Here is a 14676-nt window from a genome sequence, read left to right on the forward strand (position 1 = left end):
AACTATGTCAATCGAATCGAGCTTGTCCCTCTTTGCCATGGTGGCAATCGCCGTCCCCATGCTGGGCTCCCTGCTCATCGTCATGCTGCCGCGTCCCTACGCTAAATGGATCTGCGCCTTTGCCGGCGGCATCGCCACGGTCGCTTCCGTTGGCTTGGCCGCGACGTTTGCCGGAAACGGCATGAACGCGGTCGATGTAACCTGGGCGAGTATGGGTCAGACCTTGGTCATGGGCTTCATATTCGACCGGATGAGCACGCTGCTCGCACCCGCGTTCGTCGCTATCGGTCTGCTCGTCGTCATCTATTCGTTCCCGTATATGAGCGATAAGAACAAGGAGCATCCCGACGCGCCCCGTCGTCGCTTCTACGTGTACTTCTCCACGTTCATCGGCGCCATGGCCGGTCTCGCCTACAGCTCCACCATCGTCGGCCAGCTCGTTTTCTTCGAGATCACCGGCGTGTGCTCCTGGGGCCTCATCAGCTACTACATGACGCCCACGGCCAAGAAGGCCGGTATGAAGGCACTCATCATCACCCACATCGGCGCTCTGGGACTCTACATCGGCGCGGCCTTCCTGTTCGCCGGAACCGGCACGTTCGCGCTGAGCGCGATCTCCCAGCTCGATTCCGGTATGAAGACCGTCGTGCTGCTGCTCATCCTGTTCGCCGCTTGGGCCAAGTCCGCCCAGTTCCCGCTCTACATGTGGCTGCCCTCCGCAATGGAGGCCCCCACGCCCGTTTCCGCCTACCTCCATGGCGCGTCTATGGTTAAGGTCGGCGTGTGCGTGTTCGCCCGCGCTCTTGCGAGCGCCGGCGATATCCCCGAGATCGTCGGTTGGGTCGCCATCATCGACGCCGTCGTGACCATGCTCTTCGGCTTCCTCATGTATCTGCCCCAGAAGGATATGAAGCGCCTGCTCGCCTTCTCGACGATCGCGCAGCTCGCCTACGTGTTCTTCGGCCTGGGCCTCTCCGTGTTCGGAAGCCAAATGGCGTTCAACGGCGCCGTCGAGCACATCTTCAACCACGCGTTCACCAAGACCCTGTTCTTCCTCATCGCCGGCTCCCTCAGCTTCACGCTGGGAACCCGTATGTTGCCCAAGATCCAGGGCCTCATGAAGAAGTACCCGGTCACGGGCGTGGGTTTCGCGGTCGCCGCGACCGCAATCGCCGGCGTGCCCCCCATGAGCACGTTCTTCTCCAAGTTCCAGATTATTTCCGGTGGCTTCGCGGTTGGTGCTTCCAACACGGTCATCTTCGTCCTCGTGTGCGTCATGGTCGTCGAGACCGTCGCCACCTTCGCATGGTTCCTGCGTTGGATGGGTAAGGTCCTGCCCGGTGAGCCGAGCGAGACCGTGGCCGCCGGCCAGCCCCTTCCGCGCGCCATGGCGTTCGTGTTCGTCGTCCTCATGATCATGGTCGTCGTCGCCGGTCCTCTGTCCTCTAGTTGGATGGGTTAGGAGGTAGGACATGGGTTATTCGTTAGTCAATATCCTGGGCGGTCTTCTGATCGTGACCTCCACCATGGTGGTCGTCTCGAAGACCATCCCGTCCGCCATCAAGTGGTACGCGATCCAGTCGGTTGTCCTGGTGGGCGTGCTGCTCACCCTGGGCCTCACCACCGGTGCCACCGAGCTTCTCATGTGGGCCGCGTCGGCCTTCGTCACCAAGGTGATCCTCGTTCCGTTCATTCTCAACCGTGCCTACAAAAAGATGGGTTCGCCTGCCGATAGCACGTTGACCTCCTCCGTCAAGCCGGCCTGGACCATCATCCTCACCGGTCTGGAGGTGGCCATCTGCTTCGCGGTGGTCACGCGCCTGAGCCTGCCCACCGCTGAGGTGGCTACTCCGGCCCTCGCCATCAGCTTCGCGCACTTCTTCGTCGGCCTCACGTGCATCATCTCCCAGCGCAACATCCTCAAGCAAATCTTCGGGTACTGCCTTATGGAGAACGGTAGCCACGTGACGCTCGCCCTGCTCGCGCCCACGGCCCCCGAGATCATCGAGATCGGCATCGCCACCGACGCCATTTTCGCCGTCATCATCATGTCCGCCGTCGTCGTGAGGATCTGGAACGACACCAAGTCGCTCGACTCCCACGACCTGACCGAATTGAAGGGGTAGGCCATGGATGTTTCAATGCTGACGGTCGCCCTGCTCGCTTGTCCCCTCGTGTTCTCCCTGATTATGGCTGCGCTCCCCAAGACGACGTCCTACAGCGTCTTTGCGGGGCTCAACACCATCTCCGTCGCGGCGACCCTCGTCCTTTCGGTCGTCACCGCGGGAACCATGCTCTCGAGCGGGCGGAATATCGACGCTTTGGGCCTGTGGCTCCATCTCGATTCGCTCTCGTCGATCTTCGTCCTTCTGGTAGGCATCATCGGGTTCATCACCGGCGTGTACTCCATCTCCTATATCAAGATCGATATCAAGGAGAAGACCATGCCGGCCGAGCGCACCAAGCAGTACTACGCGCTGTTTAGCCTGTTCGTTTTCACGATGCTGCTCGCCTGCCTGTCCAACAACATCATCCTCACCTGGGCGGCGGTCGAGGCCACCACGCTGTCGACCGTGTTCCTCGTGGGCATCTACAAGAACAAGCAGGCGCTCGAGGCGTCTTGGAAGTACGCGATGGTCTGCACCGCCGGCGTGGCCTTCGGCCTGTTCGGCACGCTGCTCATCTACGCGAACGCCGCCGATATCATGCCCAACGCGCATGAGGCAGCCTTCCTCACCTCCATCATGCCCTACGCCGACCAGTTCGACCCGATGCTCGTGCGCCTCGCGTTCGCGTTCATCGTCATCGGCTTCGGCACCAAGGCGGGCCTGTTCCCCATGCACACTTGGCTGCCCGACGCGCACTCCCAGGCTCCGAGCCCGGTCTCCGCGCTGCTCTCGGGCGTGCTGCTCAAGTGCGCCATGCTGGTGATCATCCGCTTCTACTCCCTGTCCATCATCACGGTGGGCGACACCTATCCGCGTACGCTCCTGCTCATCCTGGGCACGCTGTCCATCCTGGTGGCCGCCCTGTGCATCTTTAAGCAGGACGATATCAAGCGCCGCTTCGCGTACTCCTCCGTCGACAACGTCGGCGTGGTCGCGCTGTGCCTGGGTATCGGTGGTCCGCTCGGTATCGCCGCCTGCCTGCTGCACTGCATCTTCCACGGTTTCACGAAGGCGCTCGCCTTCTGCATGGCCGGTAACATCCAGCACATCTACCACACCCGCGACCTGAACAAGATCAAGGGCGTCGTCGAGATCGCTCCCGTCACGGCAGCGCTCACCATCATCGCCCTGCTCGCGCTCGCCGCCTTCCCGCCGTTCGCCCTGTTCATCTCCGAGTTCCTCACCTTCGTGGCCGGCATCCAGTCCGGTCCCATCTGGGTGGTCGTGCTCGTGGCCATTGGCCTCACCGGCGTGTACTTTGCCCTTACCGGCATCGCGCTCAAGTCCATCTTCGGCAAGGCGCCCGAGGGCATGAAGCGCCACGAGGTGCCCGCCCTTATGATCATCCCCGAGATCGCCCTCGCGATCGTGGTCATGTGGTTCGGTATCGCCACCCCGGTCGCCATCACGAGCGGCGTCGAGGATGCAACGTCCGTCGTTTTGAACCAGAGCGTCGAAGAGCTGCACGAGGCCCCTCTCTACCGCATGGTGTTCAGTTCCCAGACCAAGACAAGTGAGGTGAATTAGCACCATGGCAGAACCTGAAAAGAAGGACTACGCTCGTCGCTGCGAAAGCCACGTCGAGGCCCTGCGTGCTGCAGTGCCGGGCGCTATCGAGAAGGTCGAATGGCAGTGCGAGGACCAGCTGACGATCACCGTCAAGCTGGACCGTCTGCCCGAGGCCGTCCACTACCTGTATTACGAGCGCTACGGCTGGATTCCTGTGATTGTCGGCAACGACGAGCGCAGCCTGTGCGGCCGTTACGCCGTGTACTACGTCATCTCCATGGAGGGGGAGGACCCCGGCTGGGTTACCGTGCGTGCCGAGGTCGACCCCGCCAAGATGACGTTCCCGTCCGTGACGCCGTTCGTCCCCGCCTGCGTGTGGGGCGAGCGCGAGCTGCGCGATATGTTTGGCCTGATTCCCGAGGGTCTGCCCGACCGCCGTCGCCTGGTGCTTCCCGACGATTGGCCCAGCGGGCTGTACCCGTTGCGCAAGGATTCGATGGATTACCGTTTCCGCCCCGCCCCCGCGAGCGACATGGAAAACTACGAATTCCTGGCCGACACCAAGGGCAAGGAGACTACGCTCGTCCCCATGGGACCGCTGCACATCACCTCCGACGAGCCCGGCCACTTCCGCCTGTTCGTGGAGGGCGAGACGATCGTCGATGCCGACTACCGCCTGTTCTACGTGCATCGCGGTATGGAGAAGGTCGCCGAGACGCGCCTGAATTATGATGCCGTGACGTTCCTTGCCGACCGTATCTGCGGTATCTGCGGCTGCGCCCACTCGGTGGCCTACGCCGAGGCTGTCGAGCGCGCCCAGGGCATTCATGTCCCGCCGCGCGCCCAGTACATCCGCGCCATCATGCTTGAGGTCGAGCGTCTGCACTCACACCTGCTCAATATTGGCCTCGCATCGCACTACACCGGCTTCGACTCCGGCTTCCAGCAGTTCTTCCGCGTCCGCGAGAAGTCTATGGACCTGGCCGAGAAGCTCTCCGGTCACCGCAAGACCTATGGCCTCAACGTGATCGGTGGCGTGCGTCGCGACATTTTGGCCGAGCAGAAGCTTTCCACGCTCACGACCATCCACCAGCTGCGCTCCGAGGTTCAAGAACTCGTCGACATGCTGCTCTCCACGCCCAACTTTATCGAGCGTACGAGCGGTATCGGCATTCTGGACCGCAAGATCGCTCGCGACTTCTCGCCGGTCGGCCCGCTCATGCGTGGCTCGGGCTATGCTCGTGACGTGCGCTTTGACCATCCCTTCGACGGCTACGCCGATCCGGACGTCCAAAAGATGCACGCCGCTACGGCTGACACCTGCGATGCCTTCGGCCGTACCGCCGTTCGCATCCAGGAGGTCTACGATTCGATCGACATGATCGAGACCATGCTCGAGAACTGCCCGTCGGGCCCCATCCTCACCACGGATTGGGAGTACACCCCGCACAAGTACGCCATCGGCGCCACCGAGGCGCCGCGCGGCGAGGACGTGCACTGGGCCATGCTCGGCAATAACCAGAAGTGCTACCGCTGGCGCGCCAAGGCCGCTACGTACAGCAACTGGCCGGTCCTGCGCTACATGTTCCGCGGCAACACCGTGGGCGATGCGGCGCTGATCGTCGGCTCGCTCGACCCGTGCTACTCCTGCACCGACCGCGTGACGGTGACCGATGTCGCCGCCAAGCGCGACCACGTGCTCGACAAGGAGCAGTTCGAGAACGTCTGGCGCGACAAGTCGCCGCTCGCGGGCGAGGGCACCATGGCCGCTCCGCTCGATGAGGAGGCGCTCTAATATGCTGAAGCTTTGGAAGGTTAACGCCAAGGCCGGCGACGCGACGGTCAAGTACCCGTTTGCGCCGTTCCCCACCAACAAGGACATGCGCGGCAAACCCGAGCACAACGCCGAGCTCTGCATCGCCTGCGGTGCCTGCGGTGTGGCGTGCCCGGCCGATGCCATTCGCATGGACACCGACCTTGCGGCCGATACCATTACCTGGTCGATCGACTACGGCCGCTGCATCTTTTGCGGTCGCTGTGAGGAAGCCTGCCCCATGGAGGCCATCAAGCTCACCGAGGAGTTTGAGCTGGCTGTCATGAGCAAGGACGACCTTACCAGCAAGAGCGTCTATACGCTCGAGCACTGCTCGCGTTGCGGCAAGCCGTTTGCCCCGCACAAGGGGATCGACTACGCCAAGCGCCTGCTGCAAAAGGCCGGCGGCATGGAGGCGGAGCAGGCTGCCCGTACCGTCGGTATGTGCCAGGAGTGCAAGCGTGAGCTCGACGCCCTGCGCGCCGCCTCGGCCGTAAAGACCGGCAACGCGCACGGCATGGCTGCCAACGAGACGCTTGCGTCCGGTGAGCCCCAGGGCCCCGGCATGGAGTATCTGGGCGGCCACGGCGTGAACCCGGAGTATATCGACCGCGAGCTCAACCCCGATGCGCCCGAGATTCCCGCCGGTCCGGCGCCGGTCGAGGGCATCATCATGGATTTTGAAACGAAGGAGGAGTAACCATGGCCGAACCCACGCTTTTGCCCGAGCGGCTCCAGTACCGCCCGACCAAGATCGAGCTCGACGAGAGCATCGAGAAGGCCAAGGCGACCCTTCTTAAGAAGATCAAGCGCTCGGTGTACGTCTACCGTGTTGACTGCGGCGGCTGCAACGGCTGCGAGATCGAGATCTTCGGTTCCATCACGCCCGTCTTCGACGTCGAGCGCTTTGGCATCAAGGTCGTGCCCTCGCCCCGTCACGCCGATGTGCTGCTGTACACCGGTGCCGTGACGCGTGCCATGCGCATGCCGGCCCTGCGCGCCTTTGAGGCCGCACCCGATCCCAAGATCGTGGTGTCCTATGGCGCATGCGGCTGCACCGGCGGCATCTTCTACGACAACTACTGCGTCTGGGGCGGCACGGACAAGATCTTGCCGGTCGACGTCTATATCCCCGGCTGCCCGCCCAGCCCCGCGCAGACCGTCTACGGCTTTGCCATGGCACTTGGCCTGCTGGACCAAAAGCTCCATGCCGAGACCACGGTGGAGGCCGCCGGCGAGCAGGCCGATATCCTGCACCCCGGCGTGCCGTACAAGCTGCGTGTGGCCATCGAGCGCGAAGCTCGCGCCATGAGCGGCTACCGTTACGGCCGCGACTTGGCCAACGAGTTTATGGATACGCTTGAGGGCGCGCCCAAGGGCGATATCCGCGGCGCCATGGCGCTGCTCATCGACAAGCAAGATGATCCTCGCCGCGTCGAGGTGTACTCGGCGCTGCAGGATCTGGTGCTGGCCGGAGGTCACTAGATGGAGCTCACGGACCGCTCTGGTTACTTTGCGGGTCCCGGCATGCTCGGCGGCTCTTTTGGCGATGCCTCGCGCGCAAGCGACGAGGCCGCCGAGGGCGTCGCCGACCCTTGCCTGGGCCATGCGCCCGACCAGGTGGTCTTTTACGAGCTCACGCGTAAGTTTGTGGAGACCGAGGAAGACGTTCCCCAGGAGGCCTGCGACGTGCTGTACTACACGCTCGCCGTGGGCCACCACACCGGCGTGCTCGACTGCTTTGAGCCGCGCCTGTCGGTGTCGGTGGATGTGTTCTATTCGCTCGTCGACGCGCTGCCGGAGGGGGAGGCTAAGACCAAGTTTGAGGCCATCCGCTCCTTTGGTGAGTGCCAGCTCGACAAGGCGGCGGTGCCGTCGCTGCTCGAGGCCTGCGATGCGCTGCTCGACGAGCGCGGTTTTCGCGGGTCGGCCAAGGCCGGCATCTCGGTGTTCGACGACGACTTTGGCCTGCATGCCCAGCAGGTCGCGTTTCTGATGAAGTTCCGCGATCTGGTGGAGCGCGTGCGCGATGTGTCGGGCGTGTATCTGACGGGAAGGTTGCAGTAATGGGTCGCGTTGTGGATGGACGTGTGAACGGCGCCCCGTTTGCGGGTATCGTGCTCACGGCGGGAAGCGTGCTGCGTGCCGACGATGCCGCCGGCCCCGTGCTCTCCAAAAAGATGGAAGACGCACCTATCGCCGGTTGGTACACCATCGACGGAGGCCAAACGCCCGAGGATGACATCATCGAGGTCAAGCGCGAGTGTCCGCCGCGTTTGGTTTTGGTTGATGCCGCCGACATGGCGCTGCCCGTCGGCGCCATCCGCTTGCTCGACAAACGTGATGTGGCCCGCAAGTCGATGTTCACCACGCATTCGCTTCCCTTGTCGATTCTGATCGAAGAGATTGAGCAATCGTGCGATGATATCGTCTTCGTCGGAATTCAGCCGGGCGACACGGAGTTCTACAACCCCATGTCCCCGGAAGTCTTTGACGCCGTGGACGCCGTGTACGACGCCGTGGCCGCCAACGACTTTTCCCACTTTGTCCGCTTGGGGCAAGAGCAGTAGGAGCACTTGTTCCATTTTGTTAGGAAAGAAGTGATTGACATGGCAGATTCCAAGGTGGAGTATCCCGCTCCCGATTGCCTGGCGCCCGCCGCGATCGAGGCCAAGACCGAGGTCGCCGGCGTGACCAAGGCTAACCTGCCGGTCGCTAAGGCCTTTCTGTTGGCAATGTTCGCCGGTGCGTTCATCGCCTTCGGCGGCCTGTTCTTTACGGTGTTTTTGAGCGATAGCACGCTGGGCTGGGGTGCCCAACGCGTCGTGGGCGGCCTGTGCTTTTGCCTGGGCCTGGTGCTGGTACTGGTGTGCGGCGCCGAGCTGTTTACCGGCAATTCGCTTATGGTCTGCGCGCTCAAGAGCAAAAAGATCACCCTGGCTCAGATGCTCAAGGCATGGGTCGTCGTGTGGGTTGGCAATTTTGTCGGCGCTCTGTTCATCGTCTTTTTGGTGTACATGGCCGGCATCTATAAACTCAACGGCGAGGCGGTCGCCAACTCCATGGTGAGCGTTGCCGCCGGCAAGGTGACGATCGACTGGGTGACGATCTTCTTCCGCGGCATCCTGTGCAACATCTTTGTGTGCCTGGCCGTGTGGATCGGTACCGCCGGCAAGACCGTGGTCGATAAGGTCGTGGGCATTCTGCTGCCCATCGCCGCCTTTGTGGCCTGCGGTTTTGAGCACTGCGTTGCCAACATGTACTTTTTGCCCATGGGTGCCGTGATGCACGAGTGCGGCTATGGTGCCGACGTCGCCGGCGCCGATGCGCTCAACGCCGCGGGCATTGCGTTTAACCTGTCCGCCGCCACGCTGGGCAACATCGTGGGCGGCGCGGTTCTGGTCGCGCTCGGCTACTGGTTTATCTATGCCAAGAAGTCCGAGGCGTAAGGTGCCGTCTGTTTGACGTTGGGCCTCCCGCGGGGCGTTGCCGTGCGGGAGGCTTTTTGGGTCTGGGGCTCGTTGCCGAGCTTTTTGCCTGTTGTGTTTGACTGATGAAAGGGGTAATCGAGATGGCATCTGCTGTGAAGCGTGACGGTCGCGCCGTGGTGACCACATGCGGGGGATGCTATGCCGATTGCGCCTTTGCGGCACGCGTTGAGGACGGTCGCGTGGTGGCTGAGTTGCCGGTGCCGGGGCATCCGTGCGCGGCGCGTGCCCTGTGCGCCCGCGGGCGCCATCGCCTGGCAATGCCGTTTGACGAGCGCGACCGCATCGTGCATCCCATGCGTCGGCGAGCTGATGGCTCGGGGTTCGATGCGATTTCGTGGGACGAGGCGTTTGCGCAGATCGCTGCGCGCCTTGGGGGGATTGTTGACGAACATGGCGCTCGTGCGCTGGGTATGACGCTCGGCGTGCCCTCGTTCGACCGCTACTGGGGCTATCGTCTTATGCATGCGCTGGGTTCGCCCAACGTGTACGGTGCCGATGGCGCCTGCGAGGTAAGCCGTCTCACTGGTTGGGAGCATAGCTTGGGTTATAGCCCCGCCTCCGACCTGGCGCATACCGATTGCATTATGTATCTGGGGCGTTCCATTGTCGATTCGTCGACGAATGGGGCCGTTGATGCACTCAACGATGCGCGCCGGCGCGGGGCGAAGATTATCGTGGTCGACCCCCGGCGCAGTGGCTCGGCTGCGCTTGCCGACCGCTGGCTGCGCGTGCGCCCGGGCTGTGACCTGGCCTTGCTGCTGGGCATTGCACATGTGCTCATTGCCGAGGGCCTGTACGACCACGAGTTCGTTGCCCGCTACACCACGGGTTTTGACGAGCTGGCGCAGGCGGCCCGTGCTTGGACGCCTGAGTGGGCCGAGTCGATGTGCGACGTGCCGGCCGCAGAGATCGCCGCCACGGCGCGCGATCTAGCTGCCGCCGCGCCTGCTGCCGTGGTGGACGCCGGTTTTCATGGCGGCATTGGCATCGCGTATGCCAATAGCACCCAGACCGCGCGCGCGATTTGTCTGGTCGATGTGCTGCTGGGCTGCATCGGACACGCGGGCGGTGCCCTCAACCCGCCCACGCCTCTTGCGTTGGGCGATTTGGACCCTGCACGTTTCGCGACGCCGTCGATGCCACGTGAGCCCAAGTTGGGGTCCGAGCGCTATCCACTGGTCGATCCGGTGCGCGGTCTGTGCACGACCATCGGTCAGTCGATTCTTGCCGGCGATTTGCGTGGACTTATCGTCTATGCCAGTAACCCCGGTGCGGGCTATGGCAATGCGCAGGCTTGGTTGGGTATTTTGCAGCAGCTCGACTTGCTCGTGACGATTGATATTCGCTGGTCCGAGACGGCGCATGCTTCCGACTTCGTGCTGCCCGATGTGACGTATCTGGAGGCCGACCGCGGTGTGGGCACAGTCGTGGGTGCCAATGATTCGTGCGTGTTCTACCGCAACGCCGTGCTGCCCGTGCAGCATGACGACACGCGTCCCGGTCGGGAGATCTTTGCTGGTCTGGCACAGGCGTGTGGTGTGGGCGAGTACTTCCAGTTTACGTCTGACGATCTGGCGGCTGCCCAGGTGGCGCCTTTTGGGATTGATCTTGCCGAACTCAAGGAGCGCGGTTGGGCCGATACGGGCGTGGCGCTGGCGTCGCGTACGGGTGAGCCGGTGATTCCGCTTGCCGGCGGCAAGATTGCGCTGGCAAGCGACGTATGGGAGCGAGCCGGTCTGGGCCGCGTTCCCGGTTGGATCGCGCCCATGGTGGAGCCCGGTCCGGGGATGTTTCGCCTCATTAGCGGCAACCGTCCCTTTGAGTCGCACACCTCGCGCAGGCTTGCGGCCCAAGGTGCCGCCGAGGCTGGATCGGACCTGGATGCCGTGCAGATGAATGCCGATGCCGCCGCTCGCATGGGTATTGCCGACGGCGAGATCGTCGAACTCGTGAGCGATATGGGCCGCGACCGCGTGCGCGTGGAGACGACGCCGTATCTGCATCCGGCGTGCATCTTTACGTCGGCCGCCCCCGGCGGGCGTTCGTTTGGCGCCGATGCCGGTGGCGCTCAAGCCTTGGGCGTGGGCCCGCTCGACCATACGCCACTGCGTTGGGACCCGTTGACGGGCGCCGCGCTCACCCAGGAAAACGCCGTTCGCGTGGAAAAGATCGCGGCGCGCGAGGATAATAACGAGTAATTGACTCAGCTGATGTATTCGACTGATCCGCGTTTCTTTTGAAAGGCCGCACATGAGCGATAGCCAGAACATGTCCGATGAGGTACGCGCCCGCTTGCGCGCCCTTCCTTCCGTTAACGAGTTGCTCGCCGAGTGGCCGGTGGTGAAGGCGGCGGGGGAGACCTGCGACGCGGTAGTCCATGCCGCCGTCACGGCCGTGCTCGACGAGGAGCGCGCCGCCATTCGCGCCGGCGCCGCCCCGCGCTCCAAGCGCGAGCTGGCCTCGGCCATCGAGTGGCGTGCGCACCGCTCCGCGCTGCCGAGCCTGCGCCCTGCCGTCAACGCTACGGGCGTGGTCATCCATACTAACCTGGGTCGAGCCCCGCTCGCGGAGTCGGCGGCAAAGGCCGTGGCCGAGGTCGCGCGCGGCTACAGTACGCTCGAGTACAGTGTGGACACCTGCTCGCGCGGGTCGCGCAAGGAGCACGCCGCGCAGCTGATTCGCTCTCTCACCGGTGCCGAGGACGCGCTTGTGGTCAACAACAACGCCGCCGCGGTGCTGCTGGTGCTGGCGACTCACGCTGCGGGCAAAGAGGTTATCGTCAGCCGCGGCGAGCTTGTCGAGATCGGCGGCAGCTTCCGTATCCCCGATGTCATGGCGGCTTCGGGCGCCAAGCTCGTCGAGGTCGGAGCCACCAACCGCACGCATTTGAGCGACTACGAGCGCGCCATCACGCCCGATACGGCGATGATCCTTAAGGTCCATCCCTCCAACTATCGTATCGAAGGTTTCCACGAGGAGGTAGGTTCTCGGGAGCTTGCCACCTTGGCCCACAAGCATGGCCTGCTGTTCTACGAGGACCAGGGCTCGGGCGCTCTTCTGCCCGACGACATCCTGGTGCGCGGCGGTGAGGAGCCCACGCCGGCTTCGGTTTCGGCAGGGCTCGATCTGGTGTCGTGCTCGGGTGATAAGCTGCTGGGTGCCGCGCAGGCGGGCATTATCATGGGCCATCGCGATCTGGTCCAGGCCTGCGGGTCGCATCCGCTTATGCGTGCCCTGCGCCCGGGCAAACTGGCTCTGTCGGCGCTCGAGGCCACGCTGCGTATCTACATGGACGGCGCCGATGTTGCCCATCGCGAGGTGCCGGTGCTCAGCATGCTTACGCTTCCGCAGGCCCATTTGGAGCGACGTGCCCGCAAGCTGCGCGATCGTATGGTCGCCGGGCTCGACAAGGCCGGTTGCCCGTGCGCCGTTCAGGTGGAGATCGTCGAGGAATCGTCAACCCCCGGCGGTGGCTCGCTTCCTACCGTCGAGCTACCCACGATGTGCGTTGCCGTGCGTCTTGTTGACGCGCACCTGACGGTCGATGCGCTCAAGCGCTCGCTTGTCCAGGACTTCGACACGCCGGTTGTCACGCGAACCTCGCACGATCGCATTTTGTTTGACGTGCGCACGCTCGTGGGTGACCGCGATATCGAGACGGCGGCATCGACGCTCGTAGCGTGCGTTAAGAAGGCGATTGCTCGATGAGTGAGGTTCAAGCGCTGGTGGAGTGTCCCGTTATCGTTGGCACAGCGGGCCACGTCGACCACGGTAAGTCGGCACTGATCGAGGCGCTGACTGGCAAGAATCCCGATCGTCTGGAGGTTGAGCGCCGTCGCGGTATGACCGTGGAGCTGGGCTTTGGCGAGCTGGCGCTGCCGAGTGGCAAGATCGTTGGCCTGGTCGACGTGCCGGGCCACGCGCATTACTTGCGCGCCATGGTGCAGGGCGCCACGGGCATCGACGTGGCCGTGCTGGTGGTTTCGGCCGTCGAGGGCGTGATGCCGCAGACCCGCGAGCACGTGCACGTGCTGGAGCTGCTGGGTGTCACGCATATGGTGGTGGCGCTGACGATGTGTGACCTGGCCGATGCCGAGATGACCGAGCTTGCCGAGCTCGATGTCGATGACTTTTTGTCAGGTACCGTGTTTGCAGGCGCGCCGATCGTGCCCGTGTCGTCCAAGACCGGCGAGGGGATCGATGGCCTGCTGGCTACGCTCGACGAGCAGGTTGCCGCTTGCTGGGATGCCTGCCGTGCCCGTGCCGAGCTCACCGATGCCGCGCCGCGTCTGCCGATTGACCGCTGCTTTACGATCAAGGGCGTCGGTACTGTCGTGACGGGAACGTTGCACGATGCGCCGGTTGCGGTGGGCGACGAACTCGTCGCCCTGCCGTCGCGTACGGCCTGTCGCGTGCGTGGGATTCAGGTGCATGGCGATACGCCGCGGGCGTTGCCCGGTCAGCGTGTGGCGCTCAACTTGGTGGGCGATGCCGTCGCCGCGCTCGATCGCGGTGAGATGCTCGGCGTGGCGGGCCGCTTTGGCCAGACGATGCGATTTATGATGGCGTTTACGTATTTGGGTCGCGAGGGCGCCAAGCCGCGTGTGCTCGAGTCGGGTGCGCGTGTGCACGTGATGGCGGGTACAGCCGAGGTTGTCGGTCGCATCATGTTCATGGAGGGCGAGGCTCCCATGGCGGTGGGCGAGACCCGTATTGTTCAGGTGCGCTTGGAAAACTCGCTGCCGCTGCGTGCTGGGGACCATGCCGTGGTGCTGTCCTATTCGCCCGTGATGCTTATTGGCGGCGGGCGTGTGCTGCTTTCGCGCTGCCGTCGCTCGCGCGAGCTTGCCGAAGGAGAGCGTGCGCTGTATGCGGCGATCGAGTCCGGCGATATCGCGGGCGGTGTGGGCGCTTGGCTGGCGTTGCAGACGCTGCCGGTTACGGCGGTTGATGTTGCCGAGGCTTTGGATCTTGGTGTCGGCGAGGCCGATGCCGCACTGCGCGGGTTGGTGGCGCAGGGCTCCGTTTGCAAGCTTGCCGTGGGTGATGCGGACCTCTTGGCGGACACCGGGGTGCTCGACGCCGCGATGGATGCCCTGGCGGCGACCTTGTCGGCCATGCATGCGGCGGCTCCCAAGGAGACGGGCTTTACGCCCGGCGCTGTTGCCCATGCTGCCTGGCCTGCTGCCGACGATGCCGTTGCCGCGGCCTTGATTGCCGAGGGCTGCTCGCGTTGCGTGTGCGCCGCCGAGGGCGCCGAGGTATTCGATCCGCATTCGGCCGCCGCGGCGGCACGCGTGGTGCGAGAGGCTTGCGAGCGCATCGTCGCGCTGCTTGACGAGACCGGCCTGGATGCACCGGCGCTTCCCGAGGTGGGCGAGCAGTTGCAGCTCGATTGCGACACCATGACGCGTGCCCTGCGCGAGCTTTCGCTCAACCGCTCGATCGTCAAGGTCGAGCGTGATGTGGCTCTGTCCGTCGCTGCCGAGTCCCATGCGCGTGAGCTTGTCGCCGCTGCCATTGAAGCAGCCGGCGGCGCTGCCACCACGAGCGTGCTGCGCGAGGCCCTGGGCGTGTCGCGCAAACGCGCCATCAGCATCTTGGAGCACCTAGATGCCGTGCGCTTTACGGTGCTCGACAAGGAAGCCGGCGGCCTGAGGTCCCTACGCTAGATCGACTGCTCGGTTTGGTAAAA

At 63.9% G+C, this 14676-nt stretch carries 12 protein-coding genes; all 12 read left to right on the plus strand.

Annotated elements, in window-relative coordinates; genetic code table 11:
- Positions 1–4: 4 nt before the first annotated feature.
- Complete coding sequence (locus AAAX34_RS04065) at positions 5–1462, plus strand: hydrogenase 4 subunit D (protein WP_055309579.1); 1458 nt, start codon at positions 5–7, stop codon at positions 1460–1462.
- A 10-nt stretch (positions 1463–1472) separates the two neighbouring features.
- Positions 1473–2126 carry a hydrogenase 4 membrane subunit gene (gene hyfE, locus AAAX34_RS04070; protein WP_006234111.1) on the plus strand — a complete coding sequence of 218 codons (654 nt, stop codon included), beginning with the start codon at positions 1473–1475 and terminating at the stop codon, positions 2124–2126.
- A 3-nt stretch (positions 2127–2129) separates the two neighbouring features.
- Positions 2130–3695 carry a hydrogenase 4 subunit F gene (locus AAAX34_RS04075; protein WP_349110065.1) on the plus strand — a complete coding sequence of 522 codons (1566 nt, stop codon included), beginning with the start codon at positions 2130–2132 and terminating at the stop codon, positions 3693–3695.
- 4 nt (positions 3696–3699) lie between these two features.
- The gene (locus tag AAAX34_RS04080) at positions 3700–5472 is read left to right on the plus strand and encodes a hydrogenase large subunit (RefSeq protein WP_349088028.1); all 1773 of its coding nucleotides are present in this window, start codon (positions 3700–3702) and stop codon (positions 5470–5472) included.
- A gap of 1 nt (position 5473) precedes the next feature.
- A complete protein-coding gene (locus tag AAAX34_RS04085; protein WP_349110066.1) occupies positions 5474–6190 on the plus strand; it encodes a formate hydrogenlyase complex iron-sulfur subunit in 717 nt (238 codons plus the stop codon).
- A 2-nt stretch (positions 6191–6192) separates the two neighbouring features.
- Positions 6193–6975 carry an NADH-quinone oxidoreductase subunit B family protein gene (locus tag AAAX34_RS04090; protein ID WP_260699786.1) on the plus strand — a complete coding sequence of 261 codons (783 nt, stop codon included), beginning with the start codon at positions 6193–6195 and terminating at the stop codon, positions 6973–6975.
- Complete coding sequence (locus AAAX34_RS04095) at positions 6976–7557, plus strand: formate hydrogenlyase maturation HycH family protein (RefSeq protein WP_349076255.1); 582 nt, start codon at positions 6976–6978, stop codon at positions 7555–7557.
- A complete protein-coding gene (gene hycI, locus AAAX34_RS04100) occupies positions 7557–8060 on the plus strand; it encodes a hydrogenase maturation peptidase HycI (protein WP_349110068.1) in 504 nt (167 codons plus the stop codon). Before AAAX34_RS04095 ends, hycI begins: the two co-directional genes overlap by 1 nt.
- Positions 8061–8099: 39 nt before the next feature.
- Positions 8100–8939 (plus strand): formate/nitrite transporter family protein, encoded by an 840-nt coding sequence (locus AAAX34_RS04105; protein WP_349110069.1) that lies wholly within the window; start codon positions 8100–8102, stop codon positions 8937–8939.
- 122 nt (positions 8940–9061) lie between these two features.
- Complete coding sequence (locus AAAX34_RS04110) at positions 9062–11179, plus strand: molybdopterin-dependent oxidoreductase (RefSeq protein WP_349110071.1); 2118 nt, start codon at positions 9062–9064, stop codon at positions 11177–11179.
- Between the two features lie 52 nt (positions 11180–11231).
- A complete protein-coding gene (gene selA / locus AAAX34_RS04115; RefSeq protein WP_349110073.1) occupies positions 11232–12689 on the plus strand; it encodes an L-seryl-tRNA(Sec) selenium transferase in 1458 nt (485 codons plus the stop codon).
- The gene (gene selB / locus AAAX34_RS04120; protein ID WP_349110075.1) at positions 12686–14653 is read left to right on the plus strand and encodes a selenocysteine-specific translation elongation factor; all 1968 of its coding nucleotides are present in this window, start codon (positions 12686–12688) and stop codon (positions 14651–14653) included. The genes selA and selB overlap by 4 nt, the downstream gene beginning before the upstream one ends.
- Positions 14654–14676: the final 23 nt, after the last annotated feature.

It is taken from the genome of Collinsella sp. CLA-ER-H4 (assembly GCF_040092395.1).
Classification (GTDB): domain Bacteria; phylum Actinomycetota; class Coriobacteriia; order Coriobacteriales; family Coriobacteriaceae; genus Collinsella.